This window comes from Ruicaihuangia caeni (genome assembly GCF_029952955.1).
GTDB lineage: Bacteria > Actinomycetota > Actinomycetes > Actinomycetales > Microbacteriaceae > Ruicaihuangia > Ruicaihuangia caeni.
This window is the reverse complement of sequence record NZ_JASATX010000004.1, coordinates 231,972-250,902: the sequence shown is the minus strand read 5'-3', so window position 1 is coordinate 250,902 and position 18,931 is coordinate 231,972. Positions and strand designations below refer to the sequence as shown.

The window sequence follows — 18,931 nt, the reverse complement described above, 5'->3', positions numbered from 1 at the left end:
ACATGTGCACACTGTTGAGTTCTCAAGAACCGGACACCCCGCCCGACCCCTCCCAGGGCCGCAAACAGGGCAACTTCTCTATATTACTTCTTCTCTTCGGCATGTCAACTCGGCCCGTGTTCCGATCCCTGCCGAAGAGGCCGGGAGAAGGAGCCACGGGCGCAGCGTTACGCCTGTGAAAGAAGAAGGGGTTCTGTCCCGCTTGAGGCCGGCGAGCGATCCGCTCCGCCGCACCTTTGGGGTGACAGGTGAATACATTACGGGCGCCTTCGGGTCGGCGCAAATCGACCGTGTCAGCCGGGTGTGTCGCGCGGATTCCCGCAGTTCTCGTCGCCGATCACGCGCGCCTGCTCAGCACACGCGGCTCACGCCGCGAAGGCCGCGGTCGGCGCAGCGCGCCGTGAGCGCGTCCCTGCTACACCGAGGGCGAGTCCCACCACCGCGAAGCCCGCCAATGCCACCGCCGCAGCGAGGCCGTCGGTGAGAGCGCCGCCGGTGAGCACCGATTGGAGAGCTCTCGAGAAGTGCGTCATCGGCATCCACGGGGCGATTGCCTGGAACGGCTCGGCGAGGAGCGCCCTGGGGAACACGACACCGCTCGAGACGAGTTGCAGGGCGAGCGCGAGCAGTGACAGCACCAGGCCCCCACGCCCCGCGAGCGACATGAGCGCGAAGTGGATGAAGGCGAACGCGATCGCCGCGAGAAGGCTGATGCCGAGGGTCCAGGGCACGAGAGACCAGGGCGCCGCTCCGGCTGCGTGGATCATCACGGTGAGCGCGACCGCCTGACCCGCCACGAGCAGTGTCGGGGGAAGCAGCCGCGTTTGGACAAGCCTGCCCAGCCGCGCACTCGACTGCAGCACACGGTGCGACAGGGGCGCCGAGACGAGGAACACTGCGAGCGCTCCCAGCCACAGCGCGGCGGGAGCCACTGCCGTCACGATGGCCGGCGATGCGCTGTCGAGCGCGTGCTCGCGGTCGACAGTCGCCGACACCGGGCGCGCGAGTGCCGCGGCGGCGGCCTCGGCATCCGTGCCCTCGCTGCTCGGCACAGCCTTCGCAGCCGTGTCGAGGCCGCCCGCGAGCTCGCCGGCTGCGTTCGCCAGTTGCTCGGCCCCCGCGGTCAACGCCGCGGAGCCCTGGTGCGCCTGAGTGGCGCCGGTGTGGAGCGCGTCGCCTTCGCGGGCGAGCGTGGCGGCGCCCTGCGCGCTCCGGGTGATGCCCGATTGCACGCCGTCGATCGCGCTGGAGGTGGACGAGGCCAGTCGTCCGCCCCCGGCGGCGAACTGCTCGAGCTGAGCCGAGATGGCCTGCACCGTGCCCAGCGCGACCGGGTCGGAGGGATTCGCGGAGAGCTGGGCGACCGCACGGGAGAGGGCGGCGCTGAGCGATGCGGTTCCGCCCGTGAAGTCGTTCACCGCTGCTGCGACGCCGTCGAGCTGGGCCGCGCCGGAGTCGAGGCTCGCCAGCCCGCTGCTCAGGGAGCTGACGCCCTGGGTGTACCCACCCACGCCACCGGCGAGACTCTCGAGGCCGGCGGTCGCCTCCGCTGATCCCTTCGCGAGGCCGTCGACCCCGGTCCCGAGTTGGCGAGCGCCTTCGGCTGCTGTGCCGAGCGAATCGCCCAATTGGCCGAACGAGTCGAACATGCCGGCCAGCACCTGCTGAGTGATGGTCTGCCCGAACGCGGCGACCATGCCGTCGCTCACCGCTTGCAGCACGGCGCCGGTGAGCGGGTCATGCGCGTCGTCGGTGCGGATGTCGATGCTCGCCTGCTCGGGCTTGTCACTGCCCAGCGAGGTGATCGAGCGCGAGAAGTCCTCGGGCACGGTGACGACCGCCGAGACTCGACCATCGCGGAGGGCTTCGGCAGCTGCCTCGTCGTTCGTGACCGTCCAGTCGAAGCCGGCCGAGTCGGCACCGGTGAGCTCTGTCACGAGCAGACGTCCGGCGAGCACGGGCTGCTGCGCCCCATCGGCATCCGTCTGCATGACCATCTGGTCGTTGTTGACGATGGCGGCAGGGATGCGGTGCACGCCCGCCTCCGCGTCAGAGAACGCGCCGATCGCGAGTCCGGCGAACGCGAGCGGTACTGCGGCCGCGGCGATCACGGCAAGGATCCGCCTCGGTGTTGCAATGCGGTTCATCGCACGGCCTCCTCGATGCTGGGCGTCGTCGTGAAGGACGGCAACGGCGTGGTGGTCGGTGTGAGCGGCACGTGGTGGACACGGCGCGAAGTCATGGCGAGAGGCATCGGCGCCGAGAACACGAGGACCGTGCTCGGGTCGGCCAGAGACTCGATCGCGTGCGCGAGGGTTTCCACTTCGAGCTGCGGAGAGTCGTCGCCGAACTCGAACACCGCGATGGGCGTCCCCTCGGCGAGGGCCGCAGTCGCCACGGCGAGCCGGCTCTGGGCTCGGTCGAGAGCGGCGCGCGGGCTGATCGGCTGAAGCCCGGCACTGCGCGACGCCGCGTCGAGCCGGCTCAACCACTCACGAGTCTCCCTCCGCACGAGCGACGGACGCCAGGGGTGTCGCAGCCGCAGCCGCTCCTGCAGCAGACTTCCGGCGGTCAGCCCGCCCTGCTCGGCGCCGAGGTCCGAATACGCGACGACCATTCGCGCCCGGGAGATATCGGATGGCACGGTGTTCCCGGCCAGTTGCAGGCGCCCGGATGCCGGGATGCGCCGTGCGGCGAACGTCTGCGCGAGCAGCGAGCGTGATTGCTCCGGTCCAGTGATGACCAGTACCTCGCCCGCCGCGACCTCCACGTCGACCGTGGCGGGATATGCCTCGGCGTCCTGACTCGCGGGTTGGAGGGCCGCGGAGCTCAGGACTGCGCCATCGCGGTCGCGCGCCCACGCCGCGGCCTCACGGTGCTCGAGCAAGCGGGCGCCTTCGATATCGACGTCGGGCATCGCTCGGTCGAGACGACGAGGCAGCCACCACGCGGCGCGCCCCATGAGCGCCATGACCGCCGGTACCAGCGTCATCCGCACCAGGAACGCGTCGAGGAACACCCCCGCGGCGAGCCCGAGAGCCATCACCTTGATCACGCCCGACCCCTCGGGCACGAACGACACGAAGACGGCGAACATGATGAGGGCGGCCGCGGTCACGACCCGAGCTGCGCCGGCGAACCCGCGTTCGATCGCCTGCCGCGGTTCGGCACCGTGCACGTAGCGCTCGCGCATGCCCGATACGAGGAACACCTCGTAGTCCATTGCGAGGCCGAAGAGCACGGCCATGAGGAGGATCGGCATGAAGCTCAGCACTGGTCCGGGCGTGATGCCGAGGAGCTCTGCGCCCCATCCCCATTGGAAGACCGCGACGACCACACCGAAGGACGCGAGCACCGAGAGCACGAAGCCGAGCGCGGCCTTGAGCGGCACGAGCACCGAGCGGAAGACGAGCATGAGGAGCACGATCGACAACCCGACGACGATGATGCCGAACGGCAGCAGCGCATCGTTCAGCCGCTGGGAGATGTCGATCTGCACTGCAGTGGTGCCCGTGACGGCGATGGGAGTGTCGTGCTCGGCTGCGATGCCGGGCGCGAGGTCGCGGATGTCGTGCACGAGCTGCGCCGTAGCGGGGTCTGCCGGCCCTGTCTCGGGGATGACCTGGATGACCCCGGTGTCGAGCGAGCGGTTCGGCATGCCGGCGCTGACAGCATCCACCCCCGGGAGCGCCCGGAGTTCATCGGAGATGGCCTCGAGCGACTCGAGCACTTCAGACGTCTGAGTGATGTCGACCGCCACGATGAGGGGCCCGTTCCGTCCCTCGCCGAGCTCGTTCGCGATCGTGTCGTACGCCTGCCGCGCGGTGGTGCCCTCTGGGTCGCTCGCCCCGCTCGGCAGCGCGAGCTGCAGGCTGAATGCGGGGACCGCCAGAGTGCCGAGCACCGCGAGCACCAGGACCACGGCGGCGACCGGCGCCTTCAGCACTCCGCGCACCCAGCGGGCGCCCAAGGCCTTGGACGGCGGCCCATCGGCGGATGCCGCTGCAAGCGCTCGGCGCTCGGTGCGGCTGCCGGGCCGAGGGGCCAGCCTGCTGCCGGCGAGACGGAACACCGCCGGCAGCAGGGTGACCGTCGCGACCACCGCGAGCAGCACTGCGAACGCGGCGGCGATGCCCATGGTGCTGAGGAACGGGATGCCGACCACCAGCAGGCCGAGCAGCGCGATGATGACGGTGAGCCCGGCGAAGACCACGGCGCTTCCCGCGGTGCCAGTGGCCATGGCCGCCGACTCGGCGGGCGCGATGCCCTGCGCGAGTTGCTGCCTGTGCCGCGAGAGCACGAAGAGTCCGTAGTCGATACCGACCGCGAGGCCGATCATGAGCGCCAGCATCGGTGTCGCGTTCGAGATGGTGGCGAACGCGGCGACGGCGAGCACCGCTCCCATGCTGACCGCGAGGCCGAAGATCGCGGTCAGCAGCGGGATGCCGGCAGCGATCAGCGAGCCGAAGGTGACCAGCAGCACGACGCCCGCGATGATCACACCGATGAGCTCGGTCACGGTGACGCCGTATTCGACGTCCTGGTACAGCATCCCGCCGAAGTCCACCGAGATGCCTGCGCGCTGCAGCGGCTCGACTGCGGCATCCACCTCGTCGAGGGTCACGTCGGTGATGTCTTCGACGGCTCCGTCGAACTGCACCTGCATGACCGCGGTGCGGCCGTCCTTGGACAGGGCGTCGAAGGCGTATTCGGAGAACGGCGAGACGGCCTGCGAAACCTGTTCGAGATCGGTGAGGTCTGACGCCACCGCGTCGATCTCGTCGCGACTCGCGTCGAGGGGCGCTCCGTCGTCGGACCGTAGGACCAGCTGCGCACTCGCGCCGGCCGTCTCGGGGAACACTGCAGCGAGCCGATCGATCGCGGCCTGCGATTCGGTGCCCGGGATCGCGAACGACTCCTGCATCTGGCCCCCGAGTCCGAGCCCGGCGCCGAGCGCGAGCGCTGCAAGCAGGAGCCATCCCGCGATCACCGCCCAGGCACGCCGGAACGAGAACGAGCCGATGCGGTAGAGGAGCGTGGCCATCAGCGGGCCGCCTCGGGAACGAGCAGACCGATCAGGATGCGATTGAGGCTCTCGCGCACCTCGATGTCGTCGGGCTGCGGCCCGGGCAGCACTCCTGCATTCGCGAGCAGGTAGGCCGCTCCGCCGAGCGCGATGCCGAAGCGCATGTGCTCATCGAGCGATGCGGTGCGCTCCATCAGGAACTGGGCGATGCGCTCGATGAGCGCGTCTGCGCGGCGCATGACCGTGAGATCGGCCAGCGTGCCGCGCTGGTTCATGAAAATGTGCACGGCCAGGCGGTTCCGGAGCAGGAACTGGACGAAGCCCTCGACGAAGACCTTGCGCTCCTCGAGGCCCAGGTCGCCGGTGCCCACTCGATCGAGCAGGTGCTCGAGCTCCTCGATCGCGGAGCCGACCGCCGAGGCGAGCAGCGCCTCCTTCGACTCGAAGTGGTAGAGCACCGATGCCTTGCTCACCCCGGCTCGTTCCGCGATGCGGGCGATTGAGGTGCCCAGGTATCCGGATGCCGCGAACTCGGTGAGCGCGGCCGCTTTCAGGGCAGTGAGATCGGCCATTCCTCCACAGTACTGACCGATCGGTCAGGATTTGACCGATCGGTCAGACTCGCGGCGAACGCTCAGCCGCAGGGCGAACGCTCAGCCGCGCGGAAGCGCGGCACTCGTGTCGTCGTCGACCCAATCGAGAGTGCGCTCGACGGCCTTCCGCCAGACCCGACGGCGCCGGTCGCGCTCCTCGACGGGCATCCGTGGCTCCCATCGGGCGTCCTCCTGCCAGTGCTCGCGAAGCTCATCCAGCCCCGACCACAGGCCAACGGCGAGCCCGGCTGCGTACGCCGCCCCGAGCGCCGTCGTCTCGGTCACCTTGGGCCGGACGACCGGAACGCCGAGGAGATCGGACTGGAACTGCATCAGCAGCGAGTTCGCCGTCATGCCGCCGTCGACGCGAAGCTCCTCGAGGGGCGCAGCAGCATCGGCATCCGCAGCTTCGAGCACCTCCCAGGTCTGCAGGGCGGTCGACTCCAGCGCGGCGCGTGCGAAGTGCGCCTTGGTCGCGTATCGGGTGAGACCCACGATCACGCCGCGAGCGTCTGGGCGCCAGTGGGGCGCGAAGAGGCCGCTGAAGGCGGGGACGATCTGCACGCCGCCGTTGTCCTCCACGCTCGCCGCGAGCTGCTCGACCTCAGCCGAACTGCTGATCAGCCCGAGGTTGTCTCGTAGCCACTGCACGAGCGAACCCGTCACCGCGATCGAGCCCTCGAGCGCGTATGCCGCCGGTTGCTCCCCCAACTGGTAGGCGACCGTCGTGATGAGGCCGTGCTTCGAGCGCACGATTTCTGTGCCGGTGTTCACAATGAGGAAGTTGCCGGTGCCGTAGGTGTTCTTCACCTCGCCGCGCGAGAACGCCGCCTGGCCGAACGTGGCGGCCTGCTGATCGCCGAGGATGCCCGCGACCGGCACGCCGTCGAGCGGGGAGCCCGACGCGACTGCGCCGTAGGTCTCGGAGGAGCTGCGGATCTCGGGAAGCATCGCGCGAGGGATGCCGAGCTCGCCGAGGATCGTGGCATCCCAGTCGAGGGTTCGCAGATCCATGAGGAGCGTGCGGCTCGCGTTCGTGACGTCGGTCGCGTGCACTCCGCCGCCAGCGCCACCGGTGAGGTTCCACAGCAGCCAGCTGTCGGTGGTTCCGAACAGCACCTCGCCCCGTTCGGCCCGCTCCCGCAGTTCGGGGTGCTGCTCGAAGAGCCACAGGATCTTGGTGGCCGAGAAGTAGGTGGAGAGCGGCAGACCGGTCGCCTCCGTGTACCGGTTGATGCCGTGGCCTTCAGCGAGCCGGTCGACGATGGCCTGCGTGCGCGTGTCCTGCCAGACGATGGCATTCGCGACGGGTTCGCCGGTCGCACGATCCCACAGCACCACCGTCTCGCGCTGGTTGGTGATGCCGACGGCCGCGATCGACTCCGCTGCGACCCCCGCCTGGCGCATCGCGCCCTCGATGACCGACTGCGCGTTGCGCCAGATCTCCGCAGCGTCGTGCTCCACCCAGCCCGGCGCGGGGAACAGCTGGCGGTGTTCGAGTTGCGACGACCCGCGCGGCACTCCCTTGGAATCGAACACGATCGCTCGGGTACTGGTGGTGCCCTGGTCGATGGCGAGGATGTGATCGGCTGTCGTCGGACGTGCGCCGCTCGTCGGGCTCATGCGCTCTTCTCCTCCAGTTCGCTCGTGCTGAAGTGGTCGTCGAGCATCGAGGCGAGTTCATCGGCGAGTTCGACGGGCACGGTGTGCCCCAACCCGTCGGCGATGCGCAGCACCGAGCCCGGGATCGCGGCGCTGGTGTCGTGGCCGCCCGAGGCGTCGATCATCGGATCGTCGCTTCCGTGCACGACGAGCGTCGGCACGACGATGCCGCCGAGCCGCTCGCTTCGGTCGCCGTCGCGCTGGATGGCGCCGAGCTGGCGAGCAGTGCCGCTCGGGTCCACTCCCCTCGCCCAGGTCGCCTGAGCGAGCAGACTCGCGCGGGCTTCATCGACGTAGCGGGCGCCGGCGATCGACGCGTGGTGCGCCAAGCAGTACCGAAGCCAATCCTCATAGCCGCCCTCGGTGAAGGGCTCCTTGAAGATCCACTTGGCCTCGGCGCTCGGCCTCCCGACCCCCCTCCTGCCCGTGGTCGACATCAGCGACACGAGCGAGCGAGTCAGGTGGGGCGCTCGCAATGCGAAGTGCTGCGCGAGCATGCCGCCCATCGAGATGCCGACCACGTGCACGGGGCCGAGCTCGAGCGATTCGACGAGTCCGATCCAGTCGTCGGCGAGATCGGTGAGCTCGTACTCCATGGCCTCGGGGTGCACGAACTCCGTCGCCCCGTTGTCGCGGTTGTCTGCGAGCAGCGTGCGGTACCCCAGGCGCTGCAGCGCTGAGACGAACTCTGCTGTCCACTCGATGCGCTGCATGCCGAGGCCGGGTATCAGGGCCACTGTTCCGCGTGGACCGGGCGCCGACAGCACGTAGTTCATTCGGATGCCATGGCTTTGCCAGTACTCGCCGCCCGCGGCATCCGTGATGGCTTGCAGCTGCTCGAGCGTCATCGCGTCTGACACGTCAGTTCCCTTCACTCGCACCGTATCGGCGGTGGCGCGCCGCGCCTCGTTCATCGGCGCTCTGCCTGCTGAGCAGGGCCAGCTGCGACGTCAGCGCCTGCCGCAGCACACGGTTCGACTCCGCCGCACCCGCGAAACTCGGTCCGCTCAGCGTGTAGTCGGAGTAGCCGCGGGCGCGCAGTTCGGCAGCGCCGAGACCGAGCTGATCGGCGACATCCGCGGCGAGACCCGGATCCTTGAACAAGATGGCCGCAGCCCCCTCCGGGGCGATGACCTCGAACACGGCGTCGTCCTGCATCAGCAGACGATCGCACACCGCCAGGGCCATGGCTCCTCCGGACCCGCCTTCTCCCACGACGGCGGCCACCGTCGGCACGGACGCCTCCATGAGCGCGACGGCCGTCTCCGCGATCGCGTTGGCGAGCCCCGCGCGATCGGACGGGGTCGAGGCATCCGCCCCCCGCGTGTCGATGAGGGTGACGATGGGCAGCTTCCAGCGCGATGCGAGATCGATCGCGCGCTGGGCCTTGCGGAACCCCGCCGCAGTGGGAGCTCCGCGGTAGCCGTTCGGGCCGACAGCGTTGCGGTCTGTGCCGATCACGACGACGGGCGCGCCGCCGAGCGACGCGAGCGCAGCGAACATCACGTCGTCATTCGTGCCCGTGCGCGCGCCGCCGAGCTCAGCGACGGTGTCAAACACTTCGGAGGCCACCTGTCGCGCGGTCGGCCGTGAGTCGTCGCGGGCGCAGCGAAGGGCGTCCCAGCCAGTCAATCGACGGGTCGACTCCTCGGGCATCTCTGCAGGCGTCGGCATGACGCGGGCGGCGGGGTGCGCGAGCCGAAGCCATACCCCGATGCGTGACAGCGCCGTGCTCTCGTCGACGAGTTCATCGATGAGCCCGTCGGCGAAGTACTGCTCGGCGGTGTGGCTTCCCTTCATCGGGAAGACGCCAGCGAGCGCATGCATGACTCGCGGACCAGCGAATCCGAGCGTCGCTCCCCGGTCGGCGAGCAGCACATCCGAGGCCGAGGCGTATGAGGCGTGCACTCCGCCTGTCGTCGGGTGGCGCAGCCACGAGATGGTCGGCACGCCGGCCTTTCGTGCACGTGCCATGGCACCGGAGGTGCGGGCCATCTGGAAGAGCGCGTCGAAGCCCTCCTGCATCCGGGCGCCGCCCGACCGCACGATCGAGACGAAAGGCAGGTTGTCGCGCGTTGCTCGATCCAGCGCGGCCACGATGGCGTCGCCATGGTCGCGCCCCATCGAGCCTCCGAGGAAGTCGAAGTCGAGCCTGGCGACGACGGCATCCAAGCCGTCGAATGACTCGACCCCCACCTCGACGGCATCCCTGCGGCCCCGCCGCTTGCGCGCTGCCGCAAGGGTCTTCGGATATGCAGCCCAGAGCTCGGCGGCCTTCGAGCCCAGCGCGGCGTCGCTCATTTCGAGGCCCGGCGCTGCGGCGCTTCCCATGTGGTGTCGGAGATCGGCAGCTTGCGCAGCAGGTTCTTCTGGATCTTCTGCGTCTCGGTCTTCGGGATGCTGTCAACGATGTCGATGTACCGCGGCAGCATGTACGCCGCCATCCGAGTCTTGAGGAACTCGTGCAGTTCGGCGGGCTCGACCGAGATGCCGGGCTCCTCGACGATGATCAGACGCACCTCGTCTTCACCGAACTCGGATTCCGCAGCGACAGCCGCGACCTCCTTCACGCCAGGGAATGGCCGCACTTCGCGCTCGACCTCGGCAGAGGAGATGTTCTCGCCGCGACGGCGGATCGCGTCCTTCTTGCGGTCTACGAAGAAGTAGCGGTCGTGCTCGTCGCGATAGAAGGTGTCGCCCGTGTGGAACCAGTTGTTGCGGTTCGCCTGCACGGTCGCCTCGGGCCGTCGCAGATATCCGGTCGACATCGTCCACGGGTCGTCGTGCCGCACCACGAGTTCGCCGATCTCACCGACGGGCACCTCGCGGTCGAGGTCGTCGACCAACCTCACGGTCACGCCCTCGCGCACGGTGCCGCAGCTTCCGATGCCGTCGTTGACCCATCCGTCGGACACGAGCGGGCAGCTCAGCTCGGTCATGTTGTACACGGTTCCCACTCGCACGCCGAAGCGTCGCTCGAGTTCCTGCACTTCGGCGATGACCGGCGCGACGATCACCTTGTCGAGAGGGTTGTTCTGCTCGAGAGGGCTCGGGGCCTGGTTGAGCAGGAAGTGCGCCATGGCCCCCTGCAACAGGGTCGTCGTGCAGCCGTACTCGACCACTTCAGGCCAGAAGTCCGACGTGCGGAACTGCTGCTTGACGACATAGCCGCCGCCGACGAGCAGCATGCTGTAGAAATACGCCTTGCCCGTGATGTGACAGGGGGCGTACGGGCAGTAGAAGACGTCGTCGGCATCCATGTGCTCGACCGGGATGATCGTTCGGCCGCTCTCGAGCATCTGCGCCCAGGGAATGACGACACCCTTCGAGGGTCCTGTGGTTCCCGAGGTGTAGAGCACGCAGCTCGTGTCCTCGAGCCGCGGCTCCTTGAACGACGACACCTCGAAGGCCGTCGCTCCGGCATCAGCGCCCGGAAGCATCGCCCAGCCGTCCACGGGCGACGACGGGATGTCGCGCTCGTCGACATCGATCAGCACGAGGCGGTCGACGTGCTCGAGCAACCCGGCGACCTCCACGAGGCGCGGAACGAAGTCGGAGGTCGTGACCACGACGGTCGCGCGCGTGTCGTTCAGCACATCGGCGAGCAACTGGTGGCGATACCCCGTGTTGAGTGCGGCTTCGATCGCGCCCGCCCACGACAGCCCGAGCCAGATCTCCAGGGCGCGGATCGAAGCGGGCAGGAAGGTCGCCACGACCTCCTCACGGGCGATCCCGAGTTGCTGGAAGTAGGCGCCGTGCGCCAGCGCCCCATCGTGCATCTCGGCGTACGTCCGCGAGGGGCCACCGATCTCACGCGCGAACACGGCATCAGGCGTCTCGCCCGCGCGCGAGCGCAGGAGCGTTGGCAGAATGAGCTCAGCGCGAAGACTGAAATCGGCACCGGTAGCCGTGAGCATCGATGACCCCTTCTCGGTGTTGTGGAACGGTTCAGCTGAAACGGAAGAGCGCGGTGCCCACGAGCACGGGCTTCTCTTCGCCTTCGGCTTCGAGACGCAGGTCGAGCTCTGCAATGGCAGCATCGCCCTTCACGCGCGTGCGAGCAATAGTCATGTGCATGCGAATGCGCGCGCCGGCGCGAACCGGGCCGGTGAAGCGCAGCCGGTCGATGCCGTAGTTCACGGTGAGCGAGCGGTCGGTGATGACGAGCAGCTCGTCGAGGAACTGAGAGATCAGTGACACGACCAGGTAGCCGTGAGCGATCGTCGCTCCGAAGGGGCCCTTTGCAGCGCGCTCGACATCGACGTGAATCCACTGGTCATCCGTGGTGAGCTCACTGAACTTGTTGATGAGCTCCTGCGTGACGGTGAACCACTCGCTGGTGCCGAGGTCGAGCTGGTCCGCGTTGCGAACCTGTTCGAGGGTGAGTTCCATTGCTGTCTTCCTTCGATAGATGGTGGTGGCACCGGTTGAGCGGCCGGCGCCGTGCCGCTGGATGCGTCGACCGGTCGGGGCGACGAGATCGAGGCGACTAGATCGAGATGCCGCCATCCACCGGCACGACCACGCCCGTGATGTAGCCGGCTTCGGCCGAGGCGAGGAAGGCGATGGCGGGCACCACCTCGTCGGTGCTCGAGAAGCGCTGCATCGGCACCTCCTTGCGGATCTCCTCGCGCCGCTCCTCCGGAATCGAATCGATCATGGCGGTCTGCGCGTTCGGGCTGATCGCGTTGACCGTGACGCCGAACGCCGCGACCTCCTTCGCGACGGCCTTCGTGAGGCCGATGATGCCCGCCTTCGCAGCGGAGTAGTTCGCCTGGCCGAAGTTGCCGCGGATGCCGGCGTACGACGTGGTGTTGATGATCCGGCCGTAACCGGCCTTCCTCATCGCCGGCGTACAGGCGCGGATGAAGTTGAAGGTGCCCCGCAGATGCACGTCGAGCACACGCGTCCAGTCATCGTCCGTGAGCTTCCAGTGGATGCGGTCGCGCAGCACGCCGGCGTTGTTGATGAGGATGTCGACCTCGCCGTCGAGCGCTGCGACGGCGCGAGCCGCGGTCTCAGGATCCGCGACGTCACCGTCGATCAGGTGCAGGGCCCCGTCGCTCCGCTCCGCCAGTTCGGTGAGCGCGGAGGTGTCGAGGTCGACCGCGACGACCGTCGCGCCATCCGCGAGGAAGCGCTCGACAGTTGCGCGGCCGATGCCCTGGGCCGAACCCGTGTGGATCACCTTGCGACCGCTGAAGTCGAACCGGAGGTCGGAACGGGGGCTGCTGTCGGTAGACATACTTCTCCTTAAGGAACGAGGGGGTTTCGGCCCGGTCGCGAGTTGCTGGGATGCGTTACTGCACGACGAGGGACGGCAAGAACAGCACGAGGTCGGGCCAGATGAAGAGCATCACCACGACCCCCAGTTCGACCAGCACGAGCGGCAGGATGCCTCGGAACACGGTCTGCACGGGAACTCCTGTGGTGCCCGCCACAACGAAGCAGCTCACCCCCACGGGCGGGGTGACGAGGCCCACTTCGATCAGCTTCACCACGAGGATCGCGAACCAGACGCCATCGAATCCGAGACCCGTCACGATCGGGTGCATCAGGGGCACGCAGATGACGAGGATCGAGATCGATTCCAGCGCCATCCCCATTGGGATGAGGAGCAGCAGCAGGATCGCCACGATCATCCAGCCGGGAACGTCCAGCGAGGTGACCCACTCGGTGAGTCGGTGCGGCACGCGCGAGGCCACGAAGAAAGTCGAGAGCACCATCGATCCGACGACGATCGCGAACACGGTCGTCGTGGATACGGCGGATTCCTTCAGCGCAGAGACAGCAGTCGACCGCATTTTCGCGAACCCGTCGCGCCGGAGCTCGATGACCATGATCGCCAGCGCGGCGAGAGCACCGATGGCGGCGGATTCGGTCGGGGTCACGAACCCGGTGTAGAGCCCGCCCATGACGATGAGGAAGAGTACGCCGATCCGTACGAGACCCCGCCAGGGCAGGCTGCTGAGCGGCGGAAGAGCGGGCGCGAGACGCGTCTTCGTCTGCACTGCGGTCGCACCCGAGCCTGCGACCTCGACGCGCATAGTGTCGGCACCGAGCGCAGCGTCTTCCAGCGCGCTCTCCAAGGTCGACGTGGATTGCACGATCACGCGTCGCGCCACGACCATGATGTAGATGATGTACGCCAGGGCGGAGAGCAGGCCGGGAACGATGCCCGCAGCGAGCACCGCGGCTGGCGACTCACTCGAAAGCACCGCGTAGAGCACGAGCATGATGCTCGGCGGGATCATCACTCCGAGCGTCCCGGCAACCGCGACGATGCCGGTCGCGAAGTGGGCGGGGTACCCGTACTTGCGCATCTCGCCGACGGCCATCTGCGACATCGTCGCGGCCGTGGCGACGCTGGACCCGGAGACCGCCGCGAAACCGGCGCACGCCATGACGGTGGCACAGCCGAGGCCGCCCGGGAGCTTGCGGAACACACGGTTGGCGATCGCGAACACATGCTCTGCTATTCGCGCCTTCACCGCCAGCGTGCCCATCAGGATGAACATGGGGATCATCGTCAGTGTGAAGCTCGACGACGCCGTGAACGGCACTGAGCCCAGAACGTTCGTGGCATAGCCGAAGTTGTGCAGCAGCACGAGGCCGAGGGCCCCGGAAAGACCGAGGGCGAAGGCCACCGGCGTCTCGAGGGCAAGCAGAATGAACAGCGCCGCCAAGACGATGACGATGATGAGTGAGGTGTCGATGATCATCGATGCTCCCTAGATCGAGCGCGCGGGGCGCTCAGGCGGCGACCTTCGTCGGGTCTTCGGCAGGAGGCGCGACAGCTGCCTGCTTGCCGAAGATCGCCAGGACGTTGCCCCACAACGTCAGCAGGAAGACCGGGATGGTGATGAGGATGCCGACCGCGATCGCGGTGCGGGCGGGCCAGAGCGGCCATTGCGCGAGGCCGAACTTGAACTCTCCTGAGAAGAACGAGTCGAGCGCCCGGCCGGCGGTCGCCCACAGCATCCACACGAGTAGTGCAGTGACCAGCGCGTACGCGATGGTGCGTGCTACCGCTGCAGCGCGGCCGGGCAGCGCGGCTGTGACGAGGTTCATCGAGATGTGAGCCCCGAGGTACCCGCAATATGCGAGCCCGAGGAACACCATCGACACGAGGAGCGTCTCCGACAGTTCCACCATGCCGACGAGACTCCTGCCGGTCAGGAACCGGGCGAGGACATCGGCGGTGATCGCGAGCGCGAGGAGCAGGGTGCACACCGTTGCGAGCACCGCCGCGGCTCCGGAGACCTTGCTCGAGATCGTGTCGAGGATTTTCATCATGAACCTTCGTCTTTCAGACGTACTGGCCGGCCGCGCCTAGCGCTCAGCGCTCGTTGGCGAAGCGCTCCGCGCAGTCGGCGAGAGGAGCAACACGGCTGTCCTCGTCGGAGCCGTACTCGGCGAGGAGTTCCTCGTAGCGCTCGAGCACCTCGGCTGCTTCGGCCACACCGGCGGCTTCCGCTGCCTTGACCCAGGTATCCTTCGCCTTGGTGCCGGTGACCTTCTTGAACTCGGCGATATCGGCGTCGGCCCAGCGAACGAGCGAGACGTTCTCCTGCTCGATCATGTAGTCGCACTGGGTGGCGGCGGTCTTCGCGAATGCCTCGATACCGGTGCCCGTGTTGAGCTTCTCCTCGGCGTCGTCGATCACGGCCTGCTGCTCAGCCGAGAGCGAGTCGTACACCGACTGCGAGATCCAGAGACCGATGGTGATGTAGTGCCCGTAGCCGGTGTCGGTCCAGTGGTCGAGCACCTCGGTGAGCTTGTACGAGATGGGCGCGTCGATGTTGTTCGCGACCGCGTCGATGACACCGCGCTCGACGCCCTCGTACATCTCACCGGCGGTGAGAGCGACGGGCGACGCGCCGACTGCTTCCATTGCCGAGAGCAGTCCGTCGCCCACGGCGCGGATCCGGATGCCCTCGAGGTCTTCGATCGACTCGAGCGGCGTCTTGGAGCCGAACAGCGACGCACCGGCGGGCCAGTACCCGAGGGCCTTGAGCCCGATGCGTGCACTCTCGTCGGCGAAGGGCTCGCTCTCCTGGCCGAGGGTGTAGAAGGCGCGCATCATGGCCGCGTTGTCGTCGGTCATGAACGGCAGCGCGCTCAGGTTCTGCAGGGGGAACTTGTCGGGCGTGTAGCTGGGCACGGTGACACCGAGGTCGGCCCGTCCGTCGCTGACGCACTGCACGATCTCAGCGCCGGGGCAGAGCGACTCGTTCGCGAAGTAGTCGAACGTGATGCTTCCGCCGCTCTCCTCCTCGACGTAGTCCATCCACCAGTGCACCATGTCGGCGTTCGGGGTGCCGTCGATGAGGAAGCTCGCGACGCTGAGCGTCACCGGCTTGCTCTCGTCGGTGGCGGCGTCGCCGCTGTCGCCGCTCGGCGCGCACGCCGCGAGCGCGAGGGCCGCGCCAGAGGCGATCGCGATCGCGGACGCCGCGCGCCGCTTGAAGTGCGTGACGGGCTGCGAGTGCTCGCTAGTGCCCATGTCGTTCTCCCATCGTCGTTGATGGCGCAGTCTCCCTGTCGGGTGACTGCGGCCGTCTGCTGTGGTGCCCGCCGATGAACACGGGCTGTCTCATCGGTGACTCACTATGCAAGTCAATGAACGCGCGATCAAGTTGAGTGAGAAAACGTGCACGTGGCGAGCGGATAGCCCCCGGGAATCTACCGCTGGGGCGCGGCAGAGGATGCGCGGCCCGGCTGCGGTGCGCGATATCGTGCACGGAGGATGCACGGCCGTTCAGAGGGGAAAATCGCTTGGACAGCATGGAGTCGACGCACGAACTGCACCGCGCAGCCCACCTGTACTACGTGCAGGAACTCACCATGGACGCCATCGCGCGAGACCTGAACACCTCGCGCTCGACGGTGTCGCGGATGCTCGCGCGCGCCCGGCAGCTGGGCATCGTGAAGATCGAGGTCGAGCTGCCGAGCGACCAGAACCCGCACGTCCTGAACACCATCGCGCGACGTTTCGGCGTCACGGCGCACCTCGTGCCCGTACCGAGGCAACTCAGCGACGTGGATGTGCTCGATCGCGTTGCCGCGGGCACCGCCAGGCTGCTCGGGCAGCACTTCGAATCGGGGATGTCGCTCGGCATCGCCTGGGGCTCCACTCTCACAGCCGTGAGCCGGCACCTGTCGCCGAAGGACCTCACTCGCACCAAGGTCGTCCAGCTCAACGGCGCCGCGAGCAGCGCCGCGAGCGGCGTCGAAGTGGCGGGCGAGATCCTACGACGCTTCGCACGAGCGTTCGGCTCCGAGAGCGAGCACTTCCCGGTTCCGGCCTTCTTCGACAATCCCGCAACCAAGGCCGCGATGTGGAAGGAGCGCAGTGTGCGACGGGTGCTCGAGCTGCAGCGGCAACTCGATATCGCGCTCTTCGGCATCGGATCGCCTCGCTCCCAGGTGCCAGGCAAGGTGTACCGCGCCGACTATCTGGATCGGGACGACTACGCGGGACTCGCGCAGGCGGGTGTCGTCGGTGACATCGCGACGGTGTTCTTCAGGGCCGATGGCACCTCTGATGGGATTCCGCTCAACGCCCGCTCGACCGGACCCGACTTCGAGACGCTGCGCAAGGTGCCGCGCCGCATCTGCGTCGTTGCCGGCAGAGGGCGGCTCCTTGCCCTTCGAGGCGCACTTGAGGCCGGCCTCGTCTCCGACATCGTGATCGACGAGCCGACGGCCACCTGGTTCGCGCGAGAGCTCCTGAACTGACAGAACTCCCGAGCCGACTCCGAAACCGGCTTCAAGAACCGGCCGGTCGGCGAGCATTCGTGCAACCACTGCACGTTCGTTCACTCGGCTTGAACTTGCGTGCACGCGCCTCCCATGATGATCCGGAGCGGCACGATGACGCGCCGCCAGAAGGGGAGCGGAATTTTCATGGCCGAGCGGATGCAAGCAGCACAACGACGACTGCGCGAGGGCGGCGCCGAGAGCGTGCTCATCGTCGGTGGCGGCATCAATGGCATCGCCACGCTGCGCGAGCTCGCACTGCAGGGCATCAACGCGGTGCTCGTCGAGCGCAACGACTACTGCTCCGGCGCCTCGGCGGCCTCCTCGCACATGATCCACGGCGGCATCCGGTACCTGGAGAATGGCGAGTTCCGGCTGGTGCAGGAGTCCGTGCGCGAGCGCAATCGGCTGCTTCGTCTCGCCCCGCACCGCGTTCGCCCGCTGGAGACCGTGGTCCCGCTGTTCAGCACGTGGTCGGGTCTCATCAGCGCCCCCCTGCGACTGATCCGTCACCGACGCAGCGGTCGCCCGGCGGAGCGAGGCGCTCTGCTGGTCAAAGTCGGGCTGATCCTCTACGACCTCTATTCGAGGGACGGCGGCCGGGTGCCGCGGCACAAGTTCCATGGGCGCCGGAAGTCGCTGGAGGCCATGCCGCGGCTCAACCCCGATGTCAAGTACACGGCCGCGTACTTCGACGCGTCGATCGCCGACCCCGAGCGCCTCGCCCTGGAACTCCTGGTCGACGCGCTCGCGACCGGTAACGCCGAGAGCCTGAACTACACGGAGGTCATCGGCGAGAACGAAGACGGCATCCTGCTGCGTGACCGCACGACGGGCGAGGAAGCGGCCGTGCGCCCTGGACTGGTGGTGAATGCGACCGGTCCGTGGACCGACATGACAAACGCCGCGCTCGGACGTCCCACCCACTGGATGGGCGGGACGAAGGGCTCGCACATCGTGGTCGACAACCCTGATCTCCTCGAAGCCTGCGGTGGGCGCGAGGTGTTCTTCGAGCACGCCGACGGCCGCATCGTGCTGATCTACCCGCTGGCCGGCCGCGTGCTCATCGGGACTTCCGACATCCATGCGCGGGGCGAGCTCGACACGGTCATCTCCGAGGAGGAGATCGTGTACTTCCTCGATCTCGTGCACCATGTCTTCCCCGACATCGAGGTGCGCCGCGATCAGATCGTGCACACCTTCTCAGGAGTTCGTCCCCTTCCCAGCGAGGGAGACGCCGCGCCCGGCTTCATCTCCCGCGACTACCGCATCGAACGCGACCGCTCACCGCGGGGCACTCGCCTCGTATCGCTCGTGGGCGGAAAGTGGACCACCTTCCGAGCCGTCAGCGAGCACCTCGCCGACACCGTGCTCACCGAGGTGGGTGTGCAACGGACCGTGTCGACGACCGACCTCCCGATCGGCGGAGGCAAGGGCTACCCGGCACAGCGCGAGCAGGACAGGTGGCTCGCGGAGCACTCGCAAGGTCTTCCGATCGCGACCATGCGGACGCTCTTCGAGCGCTACGGCACTCGGGCTGCAGAAGCAGCAGCCGTGATCGCGCAAGACGACCAGGCACTGGCAACCCTCGAGGACTACTCGCGAGGCGAGATCCGCTGGATCGCTACTGCGGAGTCGGTCGTCAGGCTCGCCGATGTCGTGCTTCGACGCACGTCGATCGCCTTCACCGGCAGGGCCTCGCAAGAGGCCCTTGAAGAGCTGGCCGAGGTCGTCGGCGGTGCTCTCGGCTGGGATGACGAGCGGCGCGCGGAAGAGGTGCGCCGAACGCTCGACGAACTGGCGTCACGGCATCCGAGCCGCTCGACTGACGCCCTGACGGAGAGCACCGACGCCAAGGTGTCGTCTTCGACCGCTTCCAGCTAGCGTA

Annotated in this window: 14 protein-coding genes; 2 read left to right on the top strand and 12 right to left on the bottom strand. The window is 67.9% G+C overall.

From position 1 onward, the window contains the following. Positions 1 to 365: 365 nt before the first annotated feature. The 12 genes from QF206_RS10940 to QF206_RS10885 form a co-directional block, all read right to left on the bottom strand. On the bottom strand, positions 366 to 2,147 hold the full coding sequence (locus QF206_RS10940) for a YhgE/Pip domain-containing protein (protein WP_281489264.1): 1,782 nt from the start codon (positions 2,145 to 2,147) through the stop codon (positions 366 to 368). Beyond that, positions 2,144 to 5,044 carry an MMPL family transporter gene (locus QF206_RS10935; protein WP_281489263.1) on the bottom strand — a complete coding sequence of 967 codons (2,901 nt, stop codon included), beginning with the start codon at positions 5,042 to 5,044 and terminating at the stop codon, positions 2,144 to 2,146. The genes QF206_RS10940 and QF206_RS10935 overlap by 4 nt, the downstream gene beginning before the upstream one ends. Further along, entirely contained in the window at positions 5,044 to 5,598 is a 555-nt protein-coding gene (locus tag QF206_RS10930) for a TetR/AcrR family transcriptional regulator (protein ID WP_281489262.1), read from the bottom strand. The genes QF206_RS10935 and QF206_RS10930 overlap by 1 nt, the downstream gene beginning before the upstream one ends. 81 nt (positions 5,599 to 5,679) lie before the next feature. Then, positions 5,680 to 7,242, bottom strand: a complete 1,563-nt coding sequence (glpK, locus tag QF206_RS10925; protein ID WP_281489261.1) for a glycerol kinase GlpK — start codon at positions 7,240 to 7,242, stop codon at positions 5,680 to 5,682. Then, the gene (locus tag QF206_RS10920; protein ID WP_281489260.1) at positions 7,239 to 8,141 is read right to left on the bottom strand and encodes an alpha/beta fold hydrolase; all 903 of its coding nucleotides are present in this window, start codon (positions 8,139 to 8,141) and stop codon (positions 7,239 to 7,241) included. The genes glpK and QF206_RS10920 overlap by 4 nt, the downstream gene beginning before the upstream one ends. Before the next feature lies 1 nt (position 8,142). After that, on the bottom strand, positions 8,143 to 9,582 hold the full coding sequence (locus QF206_RS10915; RefSeq protein WP_281489259.1) for a carboxyl transferase domain-containing protein: 1,440 nt from the start codon (positions 9,580 to 9,582) through the stop codon (positions 8,143 to 8,145). Next, positions 9,579 to 11,198, bottom strand: a complete 1,620-nt coding sequence (locus QF206_RS10910; protein ID WP_281489257.1) for an AMP-binding protein — start codon at positions 11,196 to 11,198, stop codon at positions 9,579 to 9,581. The genes QF206_RS10915 and QF206_RS10910 overlap by 4 nt, the downstream gene beginning before the upstream one ends. Positions 11,199 to 11,229: 31 nt before the next feature. Beyond that, positions 11,230 to 11,673 carry a MaoC family dehydratase gene (locus QF206_RS10905; protein ID WP_281489256.1) on the bottom strand — a complete coding sequence of 148 codons (444 nt, stop codon included), beginning with the start codon at positions 11,671 to 11,673 and terminating at the stop codon, positions 11,230 to 11,232. 97 nt (positions 11,674 to 11,770) lie between these two features. Then, a complete protein-coding gene (locus QF206_RS10900) occupies positions 11,771 to 12,526 on the bottom strand; it encodes an SDR family oxidoreductase (protein ID WP_281489255.1) in 756 nt (251 codons plus the stop codon). A gap of 55 nt (positions 12,527 to 12,581) precedes the next feature. Then, on the bottom strand, positions 12,582 to 14,003 hold the full coding sequence (locus QF206_RS10895; protein ID WP_281489254.1) for a TRAP transporter large permease: 1,422 nt from the start codon (positions 14,001 to 14,003) through the stop codon (positions 12,582 to 12,584). 31 nt (positions 14,004 to 14,034) lie between these two features. Next, on the bottom strand, positions 14,035 to 14,574 hold the full coding sequence (locus tag QF206_RS10890; RefSeq protein WP_281489253.1) for a TRAP transporter small permease: 540 nt from the start codon (positions 14,572 to 14,574) through the stop codon (positions 14,035 to 14,037). Positions 14,575 to 14,620: 46 nt separating this feature from the next. Then, positions 14,621 to 15,787 (bottom strand): TRAP transporter substrate-binding protein, encoded by a 1,167-nt coding sequence (locus QF206_RS10885; RefSeq protein ID WP_281489252.1) that lies wholly within the window; start codon positions 15,785 to 15,787, stop codon positions 14,621 to 14,623. 281 nt (positions 15,788 to 16,068) lie between these two features. Between QF206_RS10885 and QF206_RS10880 the strand changes: the two genes are divergently transcribed. Next, on the top strand, positions 16,069 to 17,022 hold the full coding sequence (locus QF206_RS10880; protein ID WP_281489251.1) for a sugar-binding transcriptional regulator: 954 nt from the start codon (positions 16,069 to 16,071) through the stop codon (positions 17,020 to 17,022). A gap of 135 nt (positions 17,023 to 17,157) precedes the next feature. After that, complete coding sequence (locus QF206_RS10875) at positions 17,158 to 18,927, top strand: glycerol-3-phosphate dehydrogenase/oxidase (RefSeq protein WP_281489250.1); 1,770 nt, start codon at positions 17,158 to 17,160, stop codon at positions 18,925 to 18,927. Positions 18,928 to 18,931 lie beyond the last annotated feature (4 nt).

What these genes read in the sequence shown, in the direction of transcription:
- QF206_RS10940 (WP_281489264.1), bottom strand. Translation starts at nt 2,147, where the DNA reads ATGAACCGCATTGCAACACCGAGGCGGATCCTTGCCGTGATCGCCGCG.
- QF206_RS10935 (WP_281489263.1), bottom strand. Translation starts at nt 5,044, where the DNA reads ATGGCCACGCTCCTCTACCGCATCGGCTCGTTCTCGTTCCGGCGTGCC.
- QF206_RS10930 (WP_281489262.1), bottom strand. Translation starts at nt 5,598, where the DNA reads ATGGCCGATCTCACTGCCCTGAAAGCGGCCGCGCTCACCGAGTTCGCG.
- glpK (WP_281489261.1), bottom strand. Translation starts at nt 7,242, where the DNA reads ATGAGCCCGACGAGCGGCGCACGTCCGACGACAGCCGATCACATCCTC.
- QF206_RS10915 (WP_281489259.1), bottom strand. Translation starts at nt 9,582, where the DNA reads ATGAGCGACGCCGCGCTGGGCTCGAAGGCCGCCGAGCTCTGGGCTGCA.
- QF206_RS10910 (WP_281489257.1), bottom strand. Translation starts at nt 11,198, where the DNA reads ATGCTCACGGCTACCGGTGCCGATTTCAGTCTTCGCGCTGAGCTCATT.
- QF206_RS10905 (WP_281489256.1), bottom strand. Translation starts at nt 11,673, where the DNA reads ATGGAACTCACCCTCGAACAGGTTCGCAACGCGGACCAGCTCGACCTC.
- QF206_RS10900 (WP_281489255.1), bottom strand. Translation starts at nt 12,526, where the DNA reads ATGTCTACCGACAGCAGCCCCCGTTCCGACCTCCGGTTCGACTTCAGC.
- QF206_RS10895 (WP_281489254.1), bottom strand. Translation starts at nt 14,003, where the DNA reads ATGATCATCGACACCTCACTCATCATCGTCATCGTCTTGGCGGCGCTG.
- QF206_RS10890 (WP_281489253.1), bottom strand. Translation starts at nt 14,574, where the DNA reads ATGAAAATCCTCGACACGATCTCGAGCAAGGTCTCCGGAGCCGCGGCG.
- QF206_RS10885 (WP_281489252.1), bottom strand. Translation starts at nt 15,787, where the DNA reads ATGGGCACTAGCGAGCACTCGCAGCCCGTCACGCACTTCAAGCGGCGC.
- QF206_RS10880 (WP_281489251.1), top strand. Translation starts at nt 16,069, where the DNA reads ATGGAGTCGACGCACGAACTGCACCGCGCAGCCCACCTGTACTACGTG.
- QF206_RS10875 (WP_281489250.1), top strand. Translation starts at nt 17,158, where the DNA reads ATGACGCGCCGCCAGAAGGGGAGCGGAATTTTCATGGCCGAGCGGATG.